The following is a 23,382-nucleotide window of genomic DNA, read 5'->3' on the forward strand; positions in this document are numbered from 1 at the left end:
ATCGCGCTTCTTGTTCGCTCCGGGCCGACCAAAGCCCGAAAAGCAAATGAAACCGCCACGGCATGCCCTGCCGGGCGGTTTTCTTGGAACGGCGGTGCTATAGATCAAAGATGGCGCGGGCGCAACACCCTCAGCACCGTGCGACGCACTGTCCCCGGTCAGGGCAGCCTAAACCAGACCGGCAGCATGCCCGACAACTGCGCGCCGTCGATCAGTTCGAAAGCCGGCAGCGCGATCAGGAACACCAGCCCGTCGAGCAGTGTGGTCAAAAGCAGGCTCGGCCTGAAGCTGCCGGTGTCGCCTTCCTGGTAGAGCGAAAGCTTGGGGAAGAAGCGCGGCACGCGTGCCAGATAGTCGGCATAGGGTGCACCGAGCGCCTCCTTGAGGAACTTCTCCTCGCGCAGGATGACGATATGGAAGGCACCGGCGCACAGAACCGCGAAAAGGATGATGCCGGAGAACGAGCCGATCTGCGCGCCGACGCCGGCGGCGGCCACGGTCGAGAACACGTAGAGCGGGTTGCGGGTGATCGAATAGGGGCCGCCGGTCACCACCTCGGAGGATTTGCGCCCGCCTATATAGAGCGTCGCCCAGAGGCGCCCGACGATGCCGAGGAAAATCAAGAGCACGCCGAACATCTCGATCGTTTCGTGCACCGGCGTGTCCGGCGGGAAGGTCGACTGGCCGAACAGCAGCGCCAGAAACAGCACCACCACGAGCACGGCAAGCACCAGCCGGCGCATCTGCTGGTAGTTGCCCAGCCCGTGTTTGACGTCCTTGACGTCCGAAACCTTGTCGTTGGCCATGCGGGAATCCGATCGTCGAAGAGCTTTGCCGGCGATCGCAGCTTTGAGCTAAGAAATAAGGCGTCCCGCCGATCGCCGGGACGCCCTGTAGCACAATTCAGGCGGATTTAGAGCGCAATGTCCGGGCCTGACGTCATCGTGATCCAAGTGCGTTCCGCCTTAGCGCGGCGCCAGCACCATCATCATCTGGCGGCCTTCGAGCTTCGGCTCGGCTTCTACCTTGGCGATGGTCGCCACCTCCTCGCGCACCTTGTTCAGAAGCTGCATGCCGAGTTCCATATGCGCCATCTCGCGGCCGCGGAAGCGCAGCGTCAGCTTGACCTTGTCGCCTTCCTCGAAGAAGCGGCGCACCGCCTTCATCTTGGTTTCGTAGTCATGGCTGTCGATGTTCGGGCGCATCTTGATCTCCTTGATCTCGATGACCTTCTGGTTCTTGCGCGCCTCGGCCGCCTTCTTCTGGTTGGCGTATTTCAACTTGCCGAGATCGAGGATTTTTACGACGGGGGGGACCGCGTTGGGCGATATTTCGACGAGATCGAGCCCGGCCTCTTCGGCGAGCAGCAATGCGTCGTTGATGGAAATATCGCCGCGATTCTGGCCGTCGGCGTCGATAAGCTGGACCCGGGGAACCCGGATGTCACGATTGGAGCGCGGCCCATCCTTGGTCGGCGCCGCTGCTTTGAAAGGTCTGCGAATGGTCGTGGTCTCCTTGGCCGTTTCGTTCGGGATTTGTCGGTCTTGATACGTGGACGCGCCAATGTGGTGAGCGCGCGGGCGGAGTCAATAGCACAGCATTGACAGAAAATCACCCTGATCGCTGGCCTGCACCAAACAAAGAAACAGCGCGAGTACTTTTCGCCACGCCTCCGGCTGTGCCACAAGGACCGCGTGCCAAAAGACGGGCCTGAGGAAAAAACCATGATCGCCACGCCCCCATCCTCTCTGGCTCCAACTTTTCTGGATGTCGACGGATCTGATATCGCGGTGCGCCATTCAGCCGGCTCGACGCCCGGCATCGTCTGGCTCGGCGGCTACAAGTCGGACATGCTGGGCACGAAGGCCGAGACGCTGTCGGACTGGGCGGCACGGGAAGGCCGGGCCTTCCTGCGGCACGACTATTCCGGCCATGGCGAATCCGGTGGCGCCTTCGCCGACGGCACGATCTCGAAATGGCTTGCGCAAAGCCTTGCCGTCTTCCGGCATTTCGCCAAAGGCGATCAGATCCTGGTCGGTTCGTCGATGGGCGCCTGGATCGCGCTGCGCATGGTGCAGGAATTGCGCAAGGCGGGCGACGCAAACGTCGTCGGCCTGGTGCTGCTGGCCCCGGCGCCGGATTTTACCAGCGACCTGATCGAGCCGGTGCTGACCAAGCCACAGAAGCGCGATCTCGCCGAAAAGGGCTTCTTCGCGGAACCCTCGGATTATTCCCCCGAGCCTTACGTCTACACCCGCGCCCTGATCGAGGATGGGCGCGATAACCGGGTGATGACCGGGCCGATCGACACGCATTGCCCGGTTCACATCCTGCAGGGACTGGCCGACGCCGACGTGCCGTCGAGCCATGCCTTGAGGCTGGTCAGCCTGCTGCCGGCCGACGATGTCACGCTGTCGCTGATCCCTGACGGCGACCACCGCCTGTCGCGGCCGCAGGATCTCGACATGCTGGTGCGGGCGGTCGGCGATATGGCCAGGCGAGGCCAGTGACGATGCGCCTGTCCATCCCGATCTCCGCCTTCGTCGCGGCCATCGTCGGTTTCGGCGGCACGCTGGCCATCGTCATTGCCGCCGCCAAGGCGGTCGGCGCGACGCAGGTCGAGACGGCAAGCGGTGTGACGGCGATCTGCCTGGCCATGACCGTCGAGTGCCTGTGGCTGTCATGGCGCACGAAAATGCCTGTCATCACCGCCTGGTCGACGCCAGGCCTTGCACTGGTCGCCGCCTCGAGCGGCTTCTCGATGGGCGAGGCCGTCGGCGCCTATATCGTCACGGGCGTGCTGCTGGTCGCTACCGGCCTGTTTGGGCCGCTGACCCGGCTGATATCGAGAATACCGGCTTCGGTCGCCTCCGGCATGCTGGCCGGCATCGTCGTCACCTTCGCCATCAATGCCATGAAGGCCATCCCGGCGGACCCTTGGCTCATCCTGCCGCTGATCACGGCATTCTTCGTCATCCGGCTGTTCAATCCGGCGCTGTCGGTGCTGGCGGTGCTGGTTGGCGGTGGCCTTGCCGCCTTCCTTACGGGCCGTGTCGGCGGCCTGCCCGCGCCCGAACTGTCGACACTGACGTTTATCGCTCCCCATTTCACCGCCAAGGCGATCATCGGCCTGGCGCTGCCGCTCTACCTCGTCACCATGGCTTCGCAGAACCTGTCGGGGCTGGCGGTACTGCGGGCGGCCGGCTACCACCCTGAACCTGGCCCGCTGATCGGCGTCACCGGCCTGTTTTCGCTCCTGTCGGCACCATTCGGTGCCGGAACCACCAATCTGGCCGCGATCTCGGCGGCCATCTGCACCGGCCCTGACGTCCATCCCGATCCCGCCGAGCGCTGGAAGACCGGGCCGTTCTACGCGCTTGCCTATCTCGTCTTCGCAATTTTCGGCGCTTCGCTGGTGGCGATCTTCGCCGTCCTGCCGCAGAGCCTGATCGTGCTGGTGGCGGGACTTGCGCTGATGGGGTCGCTCGCCAACGCGCTGGCGATCGCGCTGAAGGACGAGGGCGAGCGCATGGCCGCAACCGTCACCTTCGTCGTGACCGCCTCCGGGCTGACGCTGTTCGGTGTCGGCGCCGCATTCTGGGGCCTGATCGCCGGGTTGGTCGTGCTTTTCCTCGATATGCTCAAAAAGCGATAATCATTTCAGGCCCTTGTTCGGTTTTGGCGGACATTGTCTTGAATCGCCGTTTTCGCCTTCCCATTTCGATTCCACGCAGCCGGTTCTGGCTGTCTCCAACCGAAGGAATGGGAGAAAATGAACACATCTGCATTGATCCGCCCGGCCTGGACGCCGGCGACCATCGCGTTGATGGTGATCGGTTTCATGGTGTTCTGGCCGCTCGGCTTCGCCATGCTCGCCTACATCATCTGGGGCGACCGGCTCGAGGGCTTCAAGCGTGACGTCAACCGCGCGACCGACGGCATCTTCGCCGGCTGCCGCCGTGGCTCCGACAAGGCCGCGCGCTGGGGCAACGGCTCCGCCCGCACCGGCAACGTCGCATTCGACGACTGGCGCGAAAAGGAGCTTGAGCGTCTGAACGAAGAGCGCCGCAAGCTCGACGAGATGCTGACGCAGTTCGACGAGTATGCCCGCGAATTGCGCCGCGCCAAGGATCAGGACGAGTTCGACCGGTTCATGGCCAACCGCAACAAGTCGACCGCGCCGGCCAAGACCGATCCGAGCACCGGAACGACCCCCACCAAGCGTGGCAAAGGCTCGAACCTGCTCGACGACTGAAGCCCGGCGACAGGGCCAAGGTATGATGACGGCGTCGCGCGAGCGGCGCCGTTTCTTTTTTGTTCTATTCGTTCTCCTCGAATCGCGTATCGTCCCGCCATGACCATCGGGTTCTTCCGCAATCTGACGAAGCCCAAACCCACGCCTGTGGTGGAGCGGGAATATTGCGTCGCCGGCCGCACGCTGCCGCTCAAGATCGTCGAGAGCGCCAGGGCAAAGCGTCTGACGCTGCGCATCGATTCCGGCGGACAGGGCCTGCGCATAACCGTGCCGCCGGGCCTGCGCCGCGGTGAAGTGGACAGGTTCCTCGACCGCCACCAGGACTGGCTGGAACAGCGGCTGGCCAAGGTGCCGACGCGGCCGCAGGTGCGTCCGGGCATAAAGATTCCGGTGCGCGGCGTGGCCCACCGTATCGTGCATGAGCCGTCAAAGCGCGGCACTGTCACCATATCGCGCGATGACCGTGGCCCGCTGCTGATCGTGCATGGCGACCGCATCCATCTGCCGCGCCGCATCGCCGATTTTTTGAAGCGCGAGGCCAAGAAGGAAATCGAGAAGCTGGTCGTCAAGCATACGGAGGCGCTTGGCAAGCGCGCCAAGGCGATCCGCTACAAGGACACCTCCAGCCGCTGGGGCTCCTGCACTTCGGAAGGCAATCTGTCCTTTTCCTGGCGCATCATGATGGCGCCGCAGCCTGTCATAAACTACCTCGTCGCGCATGAGGTGGCGCATCTCAAGGAGATGAACCACGGGCCGAAATTCTGGAAATTGTGCGAAAAGCTCTGCCCCGACACCGATCGCTGCAAGGATTGGCTGAAGCGCAATGGCGGCGCCCTGCAGGCGATTGTGTTCGAGTAGGGCGCCTCAATCATCATTCGCCGCATTGAGCTCATCCGGCCGCAAGCCTTCGTCGCCATGGTGCGGCCAGGGTAGAAAGTTCCGGTCGAAAGCTTCGCCGCCGAAATAATCCAGCGCTCGATGCGCCTCGGCGCCATTGAAGGCGGCCCTGTCCATGAGGTGCGCTATGACCTCGCGCGCCTGCGCGATCTTCTGCTTCAGTTCGGCAACGGTCTGGTCGGCCATGGCTGTGCTCCCGCCTTGCATGCTGTCCAATCCATAGGTAGCGCCTTTGGCCCTGCCGGCAAACAGCATGCTTTTTCTCGACTCTTGGCGCTTTTCGTGCCAATTCCCGCGCCATGGCGCTCGACATCAAGATCTGCGGCTTGAAGACCGACCAGGCAATGGCCGCGGCCCTGGCCGGCGGCGCCAGCCATGTCGGGTTCATTTTCTTTCCAAAAAGCCCGCGTTATGTTGAGCCGGCCGAAGCCGGCCGTCTGCGCGAAGCGGCTCGTGGCAAGGCCTTGGCGATTGCCGTCACCGTCGATGCCAGAGACGCCTTCTTCGACGAAATCGTCGAAAAGCTGCAGCCCGACATGCTGCAACTGCACGGCTCCGAAACCCCCGAGCGAGTGGCTGAACTGAAAGCCCGCCATGGGCTGCCGGTGATGAAGGCGTTGCCGCTCAGCGAGGCCGCCGATCTCGAACGGATAAAGCCGTTTGTCGGCATCGCCGACCGGTTCCTGTTCGACGCCAAGCCGCCAAAGGGCTCGGAGCTGCCGGGCGGCAATGGCGTCGCCTTCGACTGGCGCATTCTCGCCGGCCTTGACGCCGGGATCGATTACATGCTTTCCGGTGGGCTCAACGCCGCCAACATCGGCGATGCCCTTAGGCTTGCCAATCCGCCCGCGATCGACATTTCGTCAGGCGTGGAAAGCGCCTCGGGCGTCAAGGATCCGGCGCTGATCGAACAGTTTTTCCGGGCCGTCAGGGCCGCGCGGGACGACCGCGCTGCCTGAACAAAATTTCGAACCCTGAGCATGTCCCGGAAAAGTGGGAACCGGTTTTCCGACAGGACATGCTCAAAGTACAGATCCAGGAGATCGGCGATGAACAAGCCGGCGACACCCAATTCCTTCCGCACCGGACCCGACGAACAGGGCATGTTCGGCATTTTCGGCGGTCGTTTCGTTGCCGAAACGCTGATGCCGCTGATCCTCGACCTGGAGAAAAACTGGAACGAGGTCAAGAACGATCCGGATTTCAGGGCCGAATTGACCGGTCTTTCGACCCACTATGCCGGACGGCCGTCGAAGCTCTACTTCGCCGAGGGCCTGACCAGGCATCTTCGTGAGGTTTCCTCGGCGAAGGGTCTCGGGGGCGGCGCGAAAGTTTATTTCAAGCGCGAGGATTTGAACCATACCGGTTCGCACAAGATCAACAACTGCCTGGGCCAGATCCTGTTGGCCAAGCGGATGGGCAAGAAGCGCATCATCGCGGAGACCGGTGCTGGCCAGCATGGCGTGGCGTCGGCGACCGTCGCGGCCCGCTTCGGTTTTCCCTGCGTCGTCTATATGGGCGCGACCGACGTTGCCCGGCAGAGCCCCAACGTCTTCCGCATGAAGCTGCTCGGCGCCGAAGTGCGGCCCGTCACCGCCGGCCACGGCACGCTGAAGGACGCCATGAACGAAGCCCTTCGTGATTGGGTGACCAATGTCGAGGACACCTATTATTTGATCGGCACCGCGGCTGGCCCGCACCCCTATCCGGAATTGGTGCGCGATTTCCAGTCGGTGATCGGAACCGAGGCGCGCGCGCAGATCCTCGAACAGGAGGGGCGGCTGCCCGACACCATCATCGCCGCCGTCGGCGGCGGGTCCAACGCCATCGGCATGTTCCATCCCTTCCTCGATGACAAGGAAGTTCGTATCATCGGCATCGAAGCCGGCGGGCGTGGCCTCGATGGCATTGAGCATTGCGCCTCGATGAATGCCGGCTCCCCCGGTGTGCTGCACGGCAACCGCACCTATCTCCTGCAGAATGCCGACGGCCAGATCATGGACGGCCATTCGATCTCGGCCGGCCTCGATTATCCTGGCGTCGGCCCGGAGCATTCCTGGCTGCGCGACTCCGGCCGTGTCGACTATGTGCCGATCCTTGACGACGAGGCGCTCGAGGCCTTCAAGCTGACGACCCGCGTCGAAGGCATCATCCCGGCGCTGGAATCCGCGCACGCCATCGCCCATGCGGTCAAGATCGTGCCCGCCATGGACAAGGACCAGATCGTCATCGTCAACCTGTCCGGCCGTGGCGACAAGGACGTCCACACGGTGGCCTCGATGCTGGGCATGGAGATCTAGGCCCTTTGGACCGTTCGACCTGGGAGTTGATTATGAGCAAAATTCGTCCAAAGGGCCTGACATGACAACCCGCATCGACCGCCGCATGACGAAGCTGAAGGCCGAAGGCCGCCCGGCCCTCGTCACCTATTTCATGGGTGGCGACCCCGACTATGCAACCTCGCTGTCGATCATGAAGGCGCTGCCCGGCGCCGGCTCCGACGTCATCGAGCTCGGCATGCCGTTTTCCGACCCGATGGCCGACGGCCCGGCGATCCAGGCGGCGGGCCTCAGGGCGCTCAAAGGCGGCCAGACGCTGGTCAAGACGCTGAAGATGGCGTCGGACTTCCGCGCCGGCGACGATGAAACGCCGATCGTGCTGATGGGCTACTACAATCCGATCTACATCTACGGCGTCGACCGTTTCCTGAAGGACGCGATCGCCAGCGGCATCGACGGGCTGATCGTCGTCGACCTGCCGCCGGAGATGGATGAGGAACTCTGCATCCCGGCGCTGAAGGCTGGCATCAATTTCATCCGGCTGGCGACGCCGACCACCGACGACAAGCGCCTGCCCAAGGTGCTGCAGAACACATCCGGCTTCGTCTACTACGTGTCCATGACCGGCATCACCGGCTCGGCGCTTGCCGACACCGGCAAGGTCGCCACAGCGGTCCAGCGCATCAAGGGTCACACCAACCTGCCGGTCTGCGTCGGGTTCGGCGTCAAGACCGCCGAACAGGCGCGCGTGATCGGGGCCAACGCCGACGGCGTGGTCGTCGGCACGGCGATCGTCAACGCGGTCGCGAACGTGCTGGGGCCGAACGGTGAAAAGACCGCCGATCCGGCGGAGGCAGTCGCCACGCTGGTCAGCGGCCTTGCGCAAGGCGTGCGTTCGGCCCGCCTTGCTGCCGCCGAATAGTTTCCCTACGTCTTTACCCAACTCTTCGTCAGGACAGGAGCCGAAGCGATGAACTGGATCACCAATTACGTTCGCCCGAAGATCAATTCGATGCTCGGCCGGCGCACCGACATGCCCGAGAATCTCTGGATCAAGGATCCCGAGACTGGCGAGATGGTGTTCCACAAGGACCTGGAATCCAACCAGTTCGTCATCCCGTCTTCCGGCCATCACATGAAGATCTCGGCCAAGGAGCGGCTGAAATTCTTCTTCGATGACGGCAAGTACGAGACCCTGGACAATCCCAAGGTCATGCAGGATCCGCTGAAGTTCCGCGACGAGAAACGCTATGTCGACCGGCTGAAGGACGCCAAGGCCAAGACCGGCCTGGAAGACGCCATCATCAATGCGCTGGGGACCGTCGAGGGCTTGCCGGTGGTGGTGACGGTGCAGGATTTCGCTTTCATGGGCGGTTCGCTCGGCATGGCTGCGGGTGATGCCATCGTGCATGGCTTCGAGGTCGCCTTGCAGCGCAAGCGGCCGTTGATCCTGTTCGCCGCCTCCGGCGGCGCGCGCATGCAGGAAGGTATTTTGTCCCTCATGCAATTGCCGCGCACCACGGTTGGTGTCGATAGGCTGAAGGAAGCCGGCCTGCCCTACATCGTCGTGCTGACCAACCCGACCACCGGCGGCGTCACCGCCTCCTATGCCATGCTGGGCGACGTGCACATCGCCGAGCCCGGCGCGCTGATCGGTTTTGCCGGGCCGCGTGTCATCGAACAGACCATCCGCGAGAAGTTGCCGGACGGCTTCCAGCGCTCCGAATATCTGATGGAGCATGGCATGGTCGACATGGTGGTGTCGCGGCTGGAGCTGCGCGAGACCATCGCCCGCCTGTTGAAGATGCTGCTCAAGATGCCGGAAGAGCAGAAGCCTCTGGAACCAGAAATCTTGCCGCCGGCCGTGGTTGCCGCCGAAGTCCGGCCGCAAGCTTGACGCTACATCGACATGACGCGAGACTGGCCTGACGTGAGACTGGCCTGACGTGAGACTGGCCTGACGCGACATTGGCCGCCGCGAACAGCGATTGCGCGGCATCCGTTGCGCGCTGTAGCCTTTCGATAGCCATGGTCTTTGCGGGAGCGCTTCTGGCTCCAGGCCATGCACGGGATTTGCCATGACGACGCTTGCCGCGGACCGCGAAATCGAAGCCCTGATGGCGCTTCACCCGAAGGGCTTCGACCTTTCGCTCGACCGCATCACGCGGCTGTTGGAACGGTTGGGCAATCCGCAGGACCTGCTGCCGCCGGTCATCCACATCGCTGGCACCAACGGCAAGGGTTCCTGCGCCGCCTTCTCGCGGGCGCTGCTGGAAGCCTCCGGCCGGCTCGTCCATGTCCACACCTCGCCACATCTGGTCAGCTGGCACGAGCGCTACAGGCTGGCCGCCGAAGGCGGCGGCAGGCTGGTCGACGACGATATCTTCGCGGAGGCCATTGCCCGCGTTGCCAAGGCCAATGCAGGCCAGAAGATCACCGTCTTCGAAATTCTCACCGCCGTCACCTTCATCCTGTTTTCGGAACATCCGGCCGATGTCGCGATCATCGAGGTCGGTCTTGGCGGCCGTTTCGACGCCACCAATGTCGTCGCGCGGCCGGCCGTGTCGGTGATCATGCCGGTGTCGATGGACCATGAGGCCTATCTCGGCGATCGCGTCGAACTGATCGCCGCCGAAAAGGCCGGGATCATGAAGCGTGGCTGCCCGGTGGTCATCGGCGCGCAGGAAAGCGAGACGGCGCTGCAGGTGCTGATCGACGCCGCCGAGCGGTTGGAATGCCCGACCCTGGTCTACGGGCAGGATTTTCTCGCCTTCGAGGAAAACGGCCGCATGGTCTACCAGGACGATGATGGGTTGATGGATCTGCCGCCGCCGCGGCTGCCCGGTCGCCACCAGTTCGCCAATGCGGCTGCTGCGATCGCCGCGGTCAAGGCGGCCGGCTTCGAGATCAGCCACCGCGCCGCCGAGAAGGCAATGACCAACGTCGCCTGGCCGGGCCGCATGCAGAAGCTGGCGCAGGGCCGGCTGGCAGAACTGGCGCCGAAGGGCGCCGACATCTGGCTCGACGGCGGCCATAATCCCGGCGCTGGCGTCGTCGTCGCCGAAGCGCTGGCCGAGCAGGAAGAAAAGAACCCGCGTCCGCTCTTCCTCATTTCGGGCATGATCAACACCAAGGACCAGGCCGGCTATTTCCGCGCCTTCAAGGGCCTCGTCCGGCATGTCTACACCGTGCCCGTGAGCATGAGCGATGCCGGTGTGCCGAATGACGAACTGGCGATCCGTGCCACGGAAGCCGGGCTGACGGCCGAGCCGGTAAGCTCCGTCGCCAGCGCCCTGATGCTGCTGCGCGACACCTGGGACGGCCCCACGCCGCGCATCCTGATCGGCGGGTCACTTTACCTGGCCGGCGCGGTTCTCGCCGAGAACGGCACGCCCCCAACCTGAGGCCGTCCATCGCCTCGTTATCCCAGGGCGTAGCGAGGAGCGAAGCGAAGCAGCGGTGCGGAATTTCCTTCAGCTGCATTCGTCGAGGGCCGTCACGGCACGGATACCAAGGTCTTCGCGACGGAGCTTCGCTCCTGCTTCGCCCTGGTATGACGAAGTTAAGGAGGCTTCGGTCAACGTCAGGATTGCCGCTTACTTCAGCTCAATCTCGATAAAAGCGTACTCGCCCTCATTGGCGCTGACGACGTCGTGTTCCACTCCCTCCTTGCGGAAATACGGCGCGCCTTTCTTCATCTCGGCGAAGGTTTCGCCGTCCTTGGTCACCAGCTTCAGCTTGCCGTCCATCAGTGGCACCACGACATAGTCGTGGCCGTGGCGATGCCAGCCGGTGTTGTCGCCCGGCTGGAAGCGGTACTCGGTGACGATGACGCGTTCGTTGTCGATGAAGACGGTGGCCTTGGCGGATCCGGTCATTTCTCTCTCCCTGCTTCTGCTGCCAACAGAGGACATGGAGTGGCCCGATGTGAGGGCCAGAGCGGCGCACCGATGACGCCAACAAAAAGCCCGGCGCGATGGCCGGGCTCAATGCTTCGAATTCAGATGGCATCAGGCGAGATTGCCGTTGACCCAGTGCGACAGCGCGGTCTTGGGCGCGGCGCCAACCTTGATGTCGGCCACTTCGCCGCCCTTGAAGATCATCAGCGTCGGGATCGAGCGCACGCCAAACTGGGCGGCAAGCTCGGGATTCTCGTCGATATTCAGCTTGGCGATCTTGACCTTGGCGCCGAGCTCGGTGGCGATGTCCTCAAGCGCCGGTGCGATCATCTTGCAAGGGCCACACCATTCCGCCCAGAAATCAACCACAACCGGTACCTGGGCATTAAGCACGTCAGCCTGGAAATTGTTCTTGTCGACCTTGACGGTGGTCATGCTGAAATCCTTTCGAAATTTTTCGTCCCACCAAATGTGGTGGTTGTCGCGCCCTTCTTCAAGCAGTTCTTGTGTCACGCTCCCGTGAGTCGGGCAAGGGCGTCGTCCATGGCCCGGGACGGCAGTTCGATCAGCCTTGGCGCTTCGGTGAACAGCAGGGCTGCCTTGACCTCCCGCCCGGGATAAAGCGGCTGCAGCAGGGCGCGATAGAGCGCGAGCTGAAGCAGATAGGCCGGCGGGACTTCCGCCAGGGAGGCGGGTGCGGGCCGGTTGGTCTTGTAGTCGACGATCGAGACCGCATTCGGGGTCACCGCCAGCCGATCGATCTTGCCCGAAATGGAGCGGATTTTGCCCTTGACCTCCAGGCTGCCCATGATCGCGACCTCGGCGCGCGAGGAGGGCGCGAACAGCTGACCGAGGCCAGGGTCGGCAAGGATGGCGATGACCGATGCCAGGGCCTTTTCACGCTCGTCCTCGGACCACGCCGCACCCGTTCGGGAGAGATAACGCTTCGCAGCGTCCACCCGTGCGTCCTCGGCGATGCCGGGCAGCATCTGCAGCAGTTTGTGCAGTGCGAGCCCGCGCAGCACGGCAAAACCTGGCTCGGCAGCGGCGTCCAGCACCGGCGACGCCTTGTCGACCACCGCTTCCTTGCCTTCCTCGATCAGCGCCGAGGCGCCCGACGGCGACAGGGGACGCGGCAGGTCCTCGAAAGGCGGCAAGGGCCTGAACAGGGTCGTCGGCAAGGGTCCGAAAGCATCGGCCTGCCGTGCCTGTTCGCCCGGACTTGGCGCAACCGGCGGCAGTTTGGTGATGTGGAAACGGTAGACAGGCTCCCCGCCGGCAGGATGCGGACGCTGTTCGCTTTCGGGCGCGCCGCTCAGCGCGCGGCTGACGATCGAATGCCATGTGCCGGCGTTCGGCGCCCGCTTGCCGTGATAGCCGCAGACGATAAGCCGGTCCTCGGCGCGCGTCATGCCGACATAGAGCAGCCGGCGGTACTCGTCGTCGGCGAGTTCGCGGGCGCGAGCGGCGGCCGTCTTCGAGAAGCCGTTGGCGACGTCGCTGGCCGAACGCCAGAGATAGCCCCTGCCGTCCCAATGTCGGCCAGAGCCGTCGAAAGGCATCAGGCGCGGTAAATGCTGGTCGCTGAACGGGGCGGAACCGCCGTCGACCAGGAACACCACGGGCGCCTCAAGGCCCTTGGCCGCGTGCACGGTCATGACCCGGACCTCGTCACGGGTCTGATCCATCTCGCGCTTGATCTCGGGGCCGGCGTTTTCCAGTGTCGACAGGAAGGCTTCCAGCCCGGGCAGGCCAGTCCGCTCTTCGGCAAGGCAGAAGCTCAGGAACTCATCGAGAATATCGCCGGCTTCCGGCCCGAGCCGCGCGATCATCTTGCGGCGTACGCCATCGCGCGCCAGCAGGGCGGCATAGAATTCGAACACCGGCTTGAAGGCGGCCTCGTCAGCCCAGCCGTCGAGTTGCGCGACCACCGCCGCGAGCGTTTCGCTTCCGCCGGCATGCTGGCGTAGCGATGCCGCCAGCGACACGCCGGACGGCCGTTGCGCGGCGAGCGTGAACAGTGTCTCTTCCGGCAGGTCGAAGACCGGACTGCGCAGCAGAGCGGCGAGCGACAAATCGTCCTGCGGCTGGATCAAAAGGTGGCCGAGCGCGATCAGGTCCTTGACGGCAATATGGCCCGACAGGCTCAGCCGGTCGGCGCCGGCAACCGGGATGTCGCGGCGCTTGAGCGCGCGGGTCAGCGCGTGGACGAAGCTGTCGCGCTTGCGCACCAGCACCAGCACGTCGCCCGGCCGCAGCCGCTTGCCACGCCCCTCGATGATTTCCCCCTTGCCGATCCAGCCGGCAATGGTGGCCGCGACATTCTCGGCGACGCGTACCGCCGGCGCATGGGCATGATCGATCGCTTGCGCCCAGTCGTCGGGCTCGTCGACGGCCTCGGCGCCGATCGACGGCCAGACCTCGACATAGCCTGGCGCATCGGTGCGGATCGCCTTGTGGTTCAGCGGATCGGGATCGTGGCTGATGCCGCGCCGCACGATGGGGTCGGCAAAGACCCGGTCGACGGCGGCCAGCACATCGTCAGTGGAGCGGAACGACCAGGTCAGCTTGAGGTCGGCGAAGGACGCTTCGGCATCGCGCACACGCCCGGCGAACAACAACCGGCTGTCGGCGAAGGAGTCGGGTGCCGCACCCTGGAAGGAGTAGATCGACTGCTTCTCGTCGCCGACGGCAAAGACCGTGCGGTGGACCCGCTCGCGGGCGCCGAAGCCGGCAAAGAATTCTTCCGCCAGCCGCTTCACCACCTCCCATTGATCCGGGCTGGTGTCCTGCGCCTCGTCGAGCAGGATGTGATCTATGCCCTGGTCGAGCTTGTATTGCACCCATGGGCCGGCATCGGGCCGCGCCAAAAGGTTCACCGTGCGGGTGATCAGGTCGTTGAAATCGAGAAAGCCGCGGCCGCGCTTCAGCACTTCGTAGCGTGCGATCAGCCAGTCGGCGATGGTCAGGGCCGCGCGTGTGCCCTCCAGCATCCGGAATAGCGCCAGCCGGTCGACAGTCTCCATGATGGCGCTGGCGGCCGACACATAGCGCTCGGCCAGCTCAGGCAGCCGGTCGGTGAGCGCCTTTTTGAACGCCTTTGCCGGATCATAAGGATCGCCGTCGGTCTTGAGGAAGGCTCTTGCAAGCAACTGCAGCCGGCGGAGAGGGTCGCTCTCGGCGAAGGCCAGGCGCGCATAGGGCAGGATGTTGTTCAACACCGACCTGGCGTCGGTGGCTTCGGCTACCTGGGCAAAGCCGGCAAAATAGTCCGGCAGGAAACCAGGCAGCGGCGATACAGATGCCGCTATGCCTCCGGCGGTCTGGCCGGGCTGGAAATGGAATTCATCGAACAGCGGCTGGAAGCCGTCACGCCCGACAGCATCGAGGAAATGACGCAACCCGTCACGCTTGCGCACGATCTCGCCAAGCAAGGCGTCGAGACCGGCTTCACCGCCGCGTTCCAGGATAGTGGCGAAGGCCTCCGCCAAAGTCCTGTCGCCGGCGGCGGAGATCATCTCGCGGCGCGCAGCGGCAAAAAGCGCGGCCTCCATCTGGCTGTCGAGCATTTCGAAATGGGCGGGGATGTTGGCTTCCAGGGGGAACTGATGCAGAACGGATTCGCAGAAGGCGTGAATGGTCTGGATTTTCAACCCGCCAGGCGTCTCCAGCGCCTCGGCGAACAGGCGACGGGCACGGCGCATGGTGTCGCGATCGGTCCGGCGCCCTTCCAGCTCCTCTATTCTGGCGGCCAGCTCCAGATCACCCAGCGATGTCCATTCCGACAGCGTGGAGAAAACCCGGTTCGACATGTTGGCGGCCGCGGCGCGCGTATAGGTCAGGCACAATATCTTCGAGGGATCGGTGCCGTTGAGCAGCAGCCGGATGACGCGCTGGGCCAGCACGTGCGTCTTGCCCGATCCCGCATTGGCCGACACCCAGGCCGAATTGCCGGGATCGGCGGCCCGCGCTTGGCTCGAAGCCGTATCGCTCGGGATCGGATAGGCTTTCTTCATGCCTCCCCTCCCTCATCCCCGGCGTCGCCGCCGGCGGACCATTCGAGCACGCGGGCGAGGTGGTCGTAATCGCCATCGGTTTCGCCTTCGCGAAACGGCAGCGCGCGCGACAGATAGCCGGTCGCCGGGTCGGCATAATGGATCAGCAGTTTTTCCAGCCGCGCCCAGGCCTCTTCGGCAAGATCGGCGGCGGTGCGTGGTTGGCGGTGGTGTTCGAGTATGGACTCCTCGAACACCTCGCCATTCGGCTTCAACCTGATGAAGGCCAGTTGCGACGGTTCGCGCGTGCCCAAATCCTTGAATGCGCCACGCCTGAGCAGCGCCCCTTCCAACGCCAGTTGCGGCGCCAATAGCGTATGGGCCTGTGCCTTGGAAGGCGAGGAACCCGTCTTGTAGTCCAGAATGTCCGCCATGCCGCCGGCCAGCAGGTCGACACGGTCGGCATAGCCAGACAGCGTTACGCCGGACTGTCCGACGACAGTCTTGCCGGCGCGCTCCTCGGCATGCCGCTGGACCACCGCGTCGGCGCGCGTTCGCTCCCATTCGATGATGTTGGTGGCGAGCTTTTCGAACCGCGGCCACCACACCGCCTCGACATCGGCGGGAAGCGTCGCCTCGGCAAAACAGGCGCGGCCGGCGGCGATGAGCCCGGCCAGTGCGTCCGGCGCGCGCGGGTCGGCCACCTCGGACGAAAAGAGATGCAGGATGGCGTGAAACAGCGTGCCGCGCTCCGCCGCACCCGGATCGCGGACGAGCGGATCGAGCGGCGTCAGGCCAAGGATCCTCCGGGCATATACAGCGTAGGGGTCGCGGCGCAGCGTCTCGATCTCGGTGACGGAGAAATGCGTCGGGCGGACCGAGAGCGGCGGCTTCGGCTGCGGCCGTGGCGCGAAATCCCGCTTCGGTCCCGTGTCGAGCGCGCGCGCCCAGGCAAGCAGCTCATCGCCGCGCCGGCGCAGTGCCGCCGCCTGATCGTTGCCGATGAAGGTGAGCAGCCGCTGCAACCAGCGCGACGGCACGGCGGGCGCGTCGCCGGCACGCGCCGAGCGGGCCAGCACCACATGTCTCGCGCCCATGGCCATCTGGAAATCATGCGCGGCAAGCCCGATGCGCCGCTCCGGCGGTTCTAGGTCGATGCCGGTCTTCATCAGCCGCGACATGAAGCGGTCGCTCTCCGGCTTGCGCGGCCAGACCCCTTCGTTGAGCCCGCCGATGACCAGCGTGTCGACATCCTGCAGCCGCGCCTCCAGGGCGCCCCAGATGGCGATGTTCCTGTCGGTGCCTTGCGCTGGCTTGACGGTCTCGGGCGCGATCAGCGCCTCCATCACATCGGGCCATTCGATTGCCGCGAACGACAGCGGCGCCGAAGCCGCGACCAGCCCGCGCAGCAGTTCGGCGAGTTTTTCGCCGGCATCGCCGGCGTAGAGTTCGCCAAGACCACCGTCGGCGGAACGGCCGAGATTTTCCAGGGCAACGACGCTGGCTTCGACCAGCTCGGCAAGGCCGGCCTCCGCCTGGCCGCGAAAGGCCGAAAGCGGCGCCAGCGCGTCAGCCAGGCGTGCGAGAAGGGTCCGCGCAACCTCAATGGAGCGCACGGTCAGGCGGGCAAACCAGAACGGCGGCCGGCTGCCGTCGCCTAGCCCGGTGAGGCGGGCCTCGAAAAGATCCGGCAGCGAAGCGATGTCGGGGCGGCCGGTGCCGCCGCGCAGCGTCACCAGTTCGACCAATTCCGCCGCGTGGCGCACGGTGACCCGTTCCAGACCCAGGCCAAGCAGGGGATGCTTGAGCAGCGACAGCAGGCCGACCGGATCGCCCGGCCGGAACACCGCTTCGAGCGCCAGCCTGAGCAGGCTGGCCGCCGGCGTGTTGGACAGCGGCGTGCCGCCGGAATCGTCGGCAACGACACCGAAGCGCTTGAGCTCGACCGAGACGCGGCGTGCCAGCGCGCGGTCGCCGGTCACGAGAGCGGCCCTTTGGCCGGGTTCTTCCACTGCCTGCTTGAGCGCGACGGCGATCGCGACGGCTTCGTCGCGCTCGCTTGCCGCCTCCAGCAGCGTCACGTCGGCGAAAGCGCCGGCGATATCGGACGCTGAAAACCCGTTTCGTGTTTCCGCCCACAATTCCGTGGTCTCGGCCGGCCGCAGCGCCTCGCCGACAAGGGCGGCGCGGCGCGCGAGCTTCGGCTCGGCCGCACCGATCTCCTCGACATCGCCGCGCAGCACGCCGATCTTGCCGATCAGCTTTGCCAGGCCGTATTGCGGATGGCCCAGCACGGCTGGACGCGCGCCGGGAGCGACGAGAGCCTGGAAGGAGGCTTCGTCGAGCATCTGGTCCAGGCCGGGCAGCACGATGGCACCGCCGGACAGGCCGGCGATGGTCGCAAGCAGTTCCGCCGTGGCGGGTATGGAGCCGGTGGACCCCGCGGCTATGACCGGCCCGGCGGGTGGATTGCGCCGTAGCCGCGCCGCCTCGGCACGGATCAGGGCGCTGCGATGCGCGGCTGGGTTGGAGCGGTCGCTCTCTGCGAGGAATTTCGGCCAGGCATCGGTGACGATGCCGAGGAATTCGAGCGTGACCTGCCACCATCCGGCAAGGTTGCCACTGACTAGGCCGGCAAGTTTGGCCCAGTCGGTGCCTTCCGTCTCGATCTCGTCCATCAGCCCGGCCAGATCGCGCGCCAGCCAGATCGCGTCGGCGGTGGAGGCTGGGACGACGATCTCCTCGGCGAAGAGGGCCGCGACATGGGCGGGCAACCGGCGTTTCCACGCCCGCACCAGCGGCGTCAGCAGCAACAGTCGCTCGGTGGCGGCGATCGGGGGCGCGAGATCGATTGCCGCCGTTGGATCGGCCTCGAATGCGGCCTCATCCTCGTCGAATTCGCCGAGCGGCCGGATCACCGGCAGGATCGCCGAACCGCCGCCGCCACGCGCCTTCAGACTGTCGACGAAGCCGCCGCGCAAGGCACGTGCGGCCCGGCGCGTCGGCACATAGATGGTAACATCGGCCAAAGCGAGGGGGTCACCGTCGAACCGAAAGCCGGGGATAAGGCGGCCGTCAAGCAGCGCCTCGGCCAGCGTCGGCAGAAACGGCGCTCCGGAGGGAATGGAGAAAACGCGGCTTGAGCCGCTCATTGCGATCCGATGAGTGCGCCGGCCACTGCGTCTTCGGCGAGCGGAATGGCATCGGGCGTGCCGACGGTTATCCAGTGGCCATGCATCGGCATGCCGAACAGGCGGCCGCCGGCAATCGCCTTGTCGAAATAGGCATTGAGCGAATGCGGTTCGGCGGGTGCGTTTTTGAACAGGCGCGGATGGATGATCGCGGCGCCGGCATAGATCAGGCCAGCGGGATCGCCTTTCGAACGCCGCAGGGCACCATCCGGCTCCACCAGGAAATCGGTGCTGCCACAGTGCCCTGTCGCCTGATGGAGATCCGCCAGCATCAGCAGAATATCCATTTTCGCGGCGTCCCATGCAAGGGCAAGCCGCCCGAGATTGAGCGGGCCGTGGTCGATCCAGAACGTATCGGCGTTGAGGATGTAGAACGGCTCCTGGCCGAGCTCCGGCAGCGCCTTGACGATGCCGCCGGCGGAATCGAGCAGCCGGCCGCTCTCATCGGAAATGACGACGCGCGGCGCGCGGCGGGCGGCCACATGAGCGACGATCTGTTCGGGAAGGTAATGGACATTGACCACCGCCTTGCCGACGCCGGCCGCCGCCAGGCTGTCGAGGCCCCAGTCGAGCAGCGTCTTGCCGGCGATGCGGACCAGCGGCTTGGGGATAGCGTCGGTGATCGGCCTCATGCGCTTGCCGAGCCCGGCGGCAAGGACGATGGCGGTGTCCGGTTTCATTGTCACAGCGCTCGTTCCTCCAGCAGCCCGTGCGCGCTATAGAAATCCCGCAGGTCGGCGAGCGTGGGATGCGACAGCGCCCGCCTGAGATAATCGCGGATGCGCGGCAGGTGCCTGAGATAATAGGGTTTGCCGTCACGTTTTTCGAGGCGCACGAAAATACCCAGAATCTTGGAATTGCGCTGCGCGGCCATGATTGCATAGGCTTCGAGGAAGCTTTCTTCGTCGAAGCCGCCCGCTGCATGACGTGCGGCGACATAGGCGTCGAGCGTCCGCTTCTCGATCTCGGGTGCCATTGTGACGCGAGCGTCCATGGCGAGCGAGGCGACGTCATAGGCGCAAGGCCCGATCAGCGCGTCCTGGACGTCGACGATGCCGAGCCGGTCGAGGCCGGACCGCTCGCCGCGCCAGATGATGTTAGGCGAGTGGAAGTCGCGCAGCATCAGCGTGTATTCGCTGCCTTGCAGCCGGTCGAGAAGCGCATTCCATATCTTGTGGTAGCCGGAACGCAGCGCCTCGCTTGCCGGCTCGCCCGATATCGCCGGCACGTACCAGTCGATCAGCAGGTCGGCCTCGATCAGCATGGCGTCGCGATCGAAGGGCGGCACGTCATGAACGACGCCGGGAGCCGCCTCCATGCGGTGAGGCCAGGCCTTGCCGTGCATCATGGCAAGCAGTTCGGCCGCCGCCTCGTACCGTTCGGCGACCGGCTCGCCATTGCCGTCGAGGAAACCTTCCGAGCCCAGATGCTCGAGCAGCAGGAAACCCTGGTCGAGATCCTGCGCGTCGATCCTGGGCACCGCGACCCCGGCGGCCAGCAGCGCACGGTCGATGGCGACGAAGGCGGACACCGACTGCGCCGTATGGGCGATCACGGCATAGGGTTTGCCGTCGCGCACGGGCGGGCCGAGTACCAGCCGCGGCGAGTTCATCAGCACGCGCGGCGCCTCGCCGGCAAGCGTTACGATCTCGTAGGAGCGGGCCGAGGCATCGCCGATGAAGTGCCGGCGCCGCGCTCGCCCCCAGCCGGTGCTCCCCAGAAAGCCGCGCATGGCCAGCGAGCGCGCCATACGGTCGAAGGTAGCGCCTTGCCCCGACAATCGGGCCAGCCGGCCCTCGCCATGCTGGACGAGTTCGATCAGCACCGTCGCCTTGGGCAGATAGCCCTCAGCCCGTTCCGGCCATTCGATCAGGGCGGCACCTTGCGCCAGCGCCTCCTCGAAGCCGAGTTCGTCGAGCTCGGCCGCCGAGGACAGGCGGTAGAGATCGAAATGGTGAACCGGCACGCGGGTATCGTAGCTCTGTACCAGCGTGAAGGTCGGGCTCGGCACTTCGAGACCGGCATCGTCGGCCAGCGCCCGGATCAGTGCCCTTGCCAGCGTCGACTTGCCGGCGCCGAGATCGCCCTTGAGCGCCAGCACGTCGCCCACGCGCAGCGCCAACGCCAGATCCTCGCCCAGCCGGGCTGTCTGGGTCTCGTCGGCGAGCAAACGCTCCAGCACCGGTTCCGTCATCGAGCGCGCTACTCGGCCGCTGCGCGGATACCCGGCATGTCGGGAAAGGTGCAGATGACGGTCGTGCCCTTGTCCTTGCCGGTTTCGATGCGAACGGCGCCGCCATGCAGTTCGACAAAGCTCTTGACGATCGACAGGCCCAGGCCGGCGCCGCGCCGGCGGCCCCCATTGGCGCGCGGTTCGAAGCGGCGGAACACCGAATCGAGCACATCGGGCGGCATGCCAGGCCCGTCGTCGTGAACCGAGAACTCGACCCCGTCCGCCAACTGACGGCAGGCCAGCCGGATGGTGCTGGCCTCCGGCGCGTAGTTGGCGGCGTTGCTGAGCAGATTGTAGAGGATCTGGCGGATGCGCGTTTCGTCGCCATGGAACGTCTTCGGCGCGGCGGCGGCATCGACCGCGAGCCGGATCGAATGCTCCTCCAGCCGGTCGGCGACAAGCTCGGCGGCAGCCGCGATGGTGCGGTCCACATGCACCTCGGAAATGTCGAGCTGCATGATGCCGGCATCGACGGTCGCCAGGTCGAGTATGTCGTTGACGATGGTCAGCAGCACCGAGGAGGACGAGCCGACATGTTCGACATATTCGCGCTGCTTCTGCGTCAGCGGGCCAGTCGCCGGCAGCGACAGCAGCTCGGTGAAACCGATGATGTTGGTCAGCGGCGAACGCAGTTCGTAGGACACATGCTGGACGAAGTCGTTCTTGAGCTGGTCCGATTTCTCCAGCGCCTCGTTCCTGTCCTTGAGCGCGCGTTCGACATGGACGCTGTCCGTGACGTCGACGAAGGTCATCATCACTTGCCCGTTGGGCAGCGGAATCACGGCGTAGCGCAGCACGGTGCCATTGTTGAGCTCGGTCTGGCCGTGGCGCTCGCGGCGCTCGTCGTCGAAGCCGGTGATGGCGGCGACAAAGCCGGGCCAGGGGCTCTCGACCGCCTGCCGATCTGAGAGCTCGCGTATGGTCGATACGTGCACATTGGGCTTGGCGACTTCCGTGCCCAACCCCCACAGCGTGGCAAAGGCCGGGTTCGACAGCCGCAGCCGGCCGTCGGGGCCGAACACCGCCACGCCTTCGGCCAGATTGTCGAGCGTTTCGCCCTGGACCCGGACCGCGGTGCGGTAGCGGCTTTCGAGATCCATCTTCTCGGTCAGGTTCTCGAACACCCAGGTGACGCCGCCCTTGGGTTGCGGGTTGGCGACGACGCGGATGGTCTTGCCGTCCGGCAGGTGCCACCAGTGTTCCTGCGATTCGACCGCACGATAAGCGCCGAGCAGGCCTTCCTTCCAGCGGCGCCATTCCGGCTGTTCGGCGATCTTGCCCTCGCTGCGCAGCCGGTCGAGCAAAAGGGCGTTGTCGGGCGCGCTGTGCAGGAAGCCGCTGTCGAGCCCCCACAGTTTCTGGAAAGCCTGGTTGAAGAAGCGCAGCTTCTCGTTCGTGTCGAAGATGGCCACTGCCGTGTTGAGCTGGTCGAGCGTATCGGCATGGCTGCGCACGGTCCGCTCATATTCGCCGCGGATGGCCTCGATGGCGCTGGTGTCGCAGGCAAGGCCGGCCGAACCGTCGGCGCCGGCAAAGTCGGTCACGGCAAACACGCGGCGGTCGCCTTCGATAACCGTCGAAAGCGATTGCTCGAACACCGGATGCGATTTGTGCTGGGTGGCGATGGCCTCGCGGGCCTGGCCGCCGAGGAATTCCTGGGCGTCACGCACGGCGGCTTCAGCGTTCTCGGCTTCGACCGCGTCGGCATAGGCCCGGTTGACCCATTTCAGCCGGCCATGCTCGTCACGCAGCCATGCCGGCATCTTCAGCGCCTCGAGCAGGCCGATCATCGTGTCATGGTCGGCGGCCAGCCGCTGGTTTTCGATCTTGAGCCGGGCCTGGCTGCGCTGTGTCTCGGACAGCGAGACAAACCGCACCAGCACATGGGCCGCGCTCTTTCGGCCATGCACTTCCAACGGAGCGCCGGCCTGCGATTCCACCACCAGGTCGAACGGTCTGCCTTTTTCCCGCAAACCCGTCACGGCATGTTCGAGTGCCGCCGCCGAGCGCGGCATCAGCCAGCGCCCAAAGGCGAGGAATGCGGCCCGTTCCTCCGGCGCTCCGCTTTCAGTCGGCAATGTGCCGATGAGCTCGGGTTTCTTGTTTTCCGAGGCCCAGACGACCACACGCTGGTCGCGCAGATTGAGCAGCGCTTCCGAACGTCGCAACGCCGCACTGATATCGGCGACGCGGCTTCTCAGCTCGACATTTTCCGCCGAGGTGCGCGCGCGTTCGCGAATGAGAACGATGGCCGAAAGGAATGCCGCTCCCATCACCCCGGCAAAGACGGCTAGCTGCATGACCTCGATCGTGCTGACCGAAAGGCCGGCCGCCACTTCGGCGCCCTGGGCGCATGCAACCCCGCCAAGCAGCGGGCCGGCAAGTGTGGAGCCGGCAAGCAACAGCCCCGCGCGGCCACGCCACGAAAGGCGCCGCGAGCCAGTGGTCTCCGAATCCTGATGGCCGCCGGAAACGGCCTGTCCCGCGTGAAGCGGGTTTTCCCCCGGCATGTCTTGGTCCTCTTCGCCGCCTGAATGCAAGACCGCCCTGACGCGTGCGCCGGTCCTCGCCCCTGGACCCGCGAATCACAACAATAGCGCCTGCTGGAATCGGCGTGAAGAATCATTCGGCGC

At 65.2% G+C, this 23,382-nt stretch carries 19 protein-coding genes; 9 read left to right on the forward strand and 10 right to left on the reverse strand.

What is annotated here, in order from left to right; all coding sequences use genetic code 11:
• Nucleotides 1–158: 158 nt before the first annotated feature.
• Together LB524_RS08960 and infC are read right to left on the reverse strand one after the other, a co-directional pair.
• On the reverse strand, nt 159–806 hold the full coding sequence (locus tag LB524_RS08960; protein ID WP_140660118.1) for a methyltransferase family protein: 648 nt from the start codon (nt 804–806) through the stop codon (nt 159–161).
• Between the two features lie 159 nt (nt 807–965).
• Nucleotides 966–1,502, reverse strand: a complete 537-nt coding sequence (infC, locus tag LB524_RS08965; protein WP_023772325.1) for a translation initiation factor IF-3 — start codon at nt 1,500–1,502, stop codon at nt 966–968.
• Between the two features lie 222 nt (nt 1,503–1,724).
• Between infC and LB524_RS08970 the strand changes: the two genes are divergently transcribed.
• From LB524_RS08970 to LB524_RS08985, 4 genes are all read left to right on the forward strand, one after another.
• Entirely contained in the window at nt 1,725–2,510 is a 786-nt protein-coding gene (locus LB524_RS08970) for an alpha/beta hydrolase (protein ID WP_140719148.1), read from the forward strand.
• A gap of 2 nt (nt 2,511–2,512) precedes the next feature.
• On the forward strand, nt 2,513–3,655 hold the full coding sequence (locus LB524_RS08975) for a benzoate/H(+) symporter BenE family transporter (RefSeq protein WP_224525476.1): 1,143 nt from the start codon (nt 2,513–2,515) through the stop codon (nt 3,653–3,655).
• Between the two features lie 117 nt (nt 3,656–3,772).
• A complete protein-coding gene (locus LB524_RS08980; RefSeq protein ID WP_127873324.1) occupies nt 3,773–4,255 on the forward strand; it encodes a DUF2852 domain-containing protein in 483 nt (160 codons plus the stop codon).
• 99 nt (nt 4,256–4,354) lie between these two features.
• Nucleotides 4,355–5,113: a M48 family metallopeptidase gene (locus tag LB524_RS08985; protein ID WP_015314374.1), complete on the forward strand. Its 759-nt coding sequence runs from the start codon at nt 4,355–4,357 to the stop codon at nt 5,111–5,113.
• A 6-nt stretch (nt 5,114–5,119) separates the two neighbouring features.
• Here the strand turns inward: LB524_RS08985 and LB524_RS08990 are convergent, their stop codons facing one another.
• On the reverse strand, nt 5,120–5,338 hold the full coding sequence (locus LB524_RS08990) for a hypothetical protein (protein WP_041163587.1): 219 nt from the start codon (nt 5,336–5,338) through the stop codon (nt 5,120–5,122).
• 113 nt (nt 5,339–5,451) lie between these two features.
• On the opposite strand from LB524_RS08990, the gene LB524_RS08995 reads away from it, so the two are divergent.
• The 5 genes from LB524_RS08995 to LB524_RS09015 all read left to right on the forward strand — a co-directional run bounded on the left by LB524_RS08995 (nt 5,452) and on the right by LB524_RS09015 (nt 10,835).
• Entirely contained in the window at nt 5,452–6,111 is a 660-nt protein-coding gene (locus LB524_RS08995; protein WP_224525366.1) for a phosphoribosylanthranilate isomerase, read from the forward strand.
• A gap of 90 nt (nt 6,112–6,201) precedes the next feature.
• Nucleotides 6,202–7,452: a tryptophan synthase subunit beta gene (gene trpB / locus LB524_RS09000; protein WP_015314371.1), complete on the forward strand. Its 1,251-nt coding sequence runs from the start codon at nt 6,202–6,204 to the stop codon at nt 7,450–7,452.
• Nucleotides 7,453–7,513: 61 nt separating this feature from the next.
• Nucleotides 7,514–8,353 (forward strand): tryptophan synthase subunit alpha, encoded by an 840-nt coding sequence (gene trpA / locus LB524_RS09005; protein ID WP_140660114.1) that lies wholly within the window; start codon nt 7,514–7,516, stop codon nt 8,351–8,353.
• 48 nt (nt 8,354–8,401) lie between these two features.
• Entirely contained in the window at nt 8,402–9,328 is a 927-nt protein-coding gene (gene accD / locus LB524_RS09010) for an acetyl-CoA carboxylase, carboxyltransferase subunit beta (RefSeq protein ID WP_015314369.1), read from the forward strand.
• 181 nt (nt 9,329–9,509) lie between these two features.
• The gene (locus LB524_RS09015) at nt 9,510–10,835 is read left to right on the forward strand and encodes a bifunctional folylpolyglutamate synthase/dihydrofolate synthase (RefSeq protein ID WP_224525368.1); all 1,326 of its coding nucleotides are present in this window, start codon (nt 9,510–9,512) and stop codon (nt 10,833–10,835) included.
• Nucleotides 10,836–11,027: 192 nt separating this feature from the next.
• Here LB524_RS09015 and LB524_RS09020 read toward each other — a convergent pair whose 3' ends face one another.
• The 7 genes from LB524_RS09020 to LB524_RS09050 form a co-directional block, all read right to left on the reverse strand.
• Nucleotides 11,028–11,309 (reverse strand): cupin domain-containing protein, encoded by a 282-nt coding sequence (locus LB524_RS09020; protein WP_015314367.1) that lies wholly within the window; start codon nt 11,307–11,309, stop codon nt 11,028–11,030.
• A 132-nt stretch (nt 11,310–11,441) separates the two neighbouring features.
• On the reverse strand, nt 11,442–11,765 hold the full coding sequence (gene trxA / locus LB524_RS09025) for a thioredoxin (RefSeq protein ID WP_015314366.1): 324 nt from the start codon (nt 11,763–11,765) through the stop codon (nt 11,442–11,444).
• 74 nt (nt 11,766–11,839) lie between these two features.
• A complete protein-coding gene (gene addA, locus LB524_RS09030) occupies nt 11,840–15,346 on the reverse strand; it encodes a double-strand break repair helicase AddA (RefSeq protein ID WP_224525370.1) in 3,507 nt (1,168 codons plus the stop codon).
• The gene (gene addB / locus LB524_RS09035; protein WP_224525382.1) at nt 15,343–18,477 is read right to left on the reverse strand and encodes a double-strand break repair protein AddB; all 3,135 of its coding nucleotides are present in this window, start codon (nt 18,475–18,477) and stop codon (nt 15,343–15,345) included. Before addB ends, addA begins: the two co-directional genes overlap by 4 nt.
• Nucleotides 18,474–19,196, reverse strand: a complete 723-nt coding sequence (locus tag LB524_RS09040) for a nucleotidyltransferase family protein (RefSeq protein WP_224525385.1) — start codon at nt 19,194–19,196, stop codon at nt 18,474–18,476. The genes addB and LB524_RS09040 overlap by 4 nt, the downstream gene beginning before the upstream one ends.
• Nucleotides 19,197–19,198: 2 nt before the next feature.
• Entirely contained in the window at nt 19,199–20,710 is a 1,512-nt protein-coding gene (gene tsaE, locus LB524_RS09045; protein ID WP_224525401.1) for a tRNA (adenosine(37)-N6)-threonylcarbamoyltransferase complex ATPase subunit type 1 TsaE, read from the reverse strand.
• An 8-nt stretch (nt 20,711–20,718) separates the two neighbouring features.
• The gene (locus LB524_RS09050) at nt 20,719–23,259 is read right to left on the reverse strand and encodes an ATP-binding protein (RefSeq protein WP_224525405.1); all 2,541 of its coding nucleotides are present in this window, start codon (nt 23,257–23,259) and stop codon (nt 20,719–20,721) included.
• Nucleotides 23,260–23,382: the final 123 nt, after the last annotated feature.

It is taken from the genome of Mesorhizobium sp. ESP6-5 (genome assembly GCF_020164695.1).
Classification (GTDB): Bacteria; Pseudomonadota; Alphaproteobacteria; order Rhizobiales; family Rhizobiaceae; genus Mesorhizobium; species Mesorhizobium australicum.

Bases quoted from the DNA above. Each gene is read 5' to 3' on its own strand.
- trpB (WP_015314371.1), top strand. From the start codon at position 6,202: ATGAACAAGCCGGCGACACCCAATTCCTTCCGCACCGGACCCGACGAA.
- LB524_RS09050 (WP_224525405.1), bottom strand. From the start codon at position 23,259: ATGCCGGGGGAAAACCCGCTTCACGCGGGACAGGCCGTTTCCGGCGGC.
- trpA (WP_140660114.1), top strand. From the start codon at position 7,514: ATGACAACCCGCATCGACCGCCGCATGACGAAGCTGAAGGCCGAAGGC.
- LB524_RS08985 (WP_015314374.1), top strand. From the start codon at position 4,355: ATGACCATCGGGTTCTTCCGCAATCTGACGAAGCCCAAACCCACGCCT.
- addA (WP_224525370.1), bottom strand. From the start codon at position 15,346: ATGAAGAAAGCCTATCCGATCCCGAGCGATACGGCTTCGAGCCAAGCG.
- LB524_RS09015 (WP_224525368.1), top strand. From the start codon at position 9,510: ATGACGACGCTTGCCGCGGACCGCGAAATCGAAGCCCTGATGGCGCTT.
- LB524_RS08970 (WP_140719148.1), top strand. From the start codon at position 1,725: ATGATCGCCACGCCCCCATCCTCTCTGGCTCCAACTTTTCTGGATGTC.
- LB524_RS08975 (WP_224525476.1), top strand. From the start codon at position 2,513: ATGCGCCTGTCCATCCCGATCTCCGCCTTCGTCGCGGCCATCGTCGGT.
- LB524_RS08960 (WP_140660118.1), bottom strand. From the start codon at position 806: ATGGCCAACGACAAGGTTTCGGACGTCAAGGACGTCAAACACGGGCTG.
- accD (WP_015314369.1), top strand. From the start codon at position 8,402: ATGAACTGGATCACCAATTACGTTCGCCCGAAGATCAATTCGATGCTC.
- LB524_RS09020 (WP_015314367.1), bottom strand. From the start codon at position 11,309: ATGACCGGATCCGCCAAGGCCACCGTCTTCATCGACAACGAACGCGTC.
- tsaE (WP_224525401.1), bottom strand. From the start codon at position 20,710: ATGACGGAACCGGTGCTGGAGCGTTTGCTCGCCGACGAGACCCAGACA.
- LB524_RS08990 (WP_041163587.1), bottom strand. From the start codon at position 5,338: ATGGCCGACCAGACCGTTGCCGAACTGAAGCAGAAGATCGCGCAGGCG.
- LB524_RS08995 (WP_224525366.1), top strand. From the start codon at position 5,452: ATGGCGCTCGACATCAAGATCTGCGGCTTGAAGACCGACCAGGCAATG.
- LB524_RS08980 (WP_127873324.1), top strand. From the start codon at position 3,773: ATGAACACATCTGCATTGATCCGCCCGGCCTGGACGCCGGCGACCATC.
- addB (WP_224525382.1), bottom strand. From the start codon at position 18,477: ATGAGCGGCTCAAGCCGCGTTTTCTCCATTCCCTCCGGAGCGCCGTTT.
- LB524_RS09040 (WP_224525385.1), bottom strand. From the start codon at position 19,196: ATGAAACCGGACACCGCCATCGTCCTTGCCGCCGGGCTCGGCAAGCGC.
- trxA (WP_015314366.1), bottom strand. From the start codon at position 11,765: ATGACCACCGTCAAGGTCGACAAGAACAATTTCCAGGCTGACGTGCTT.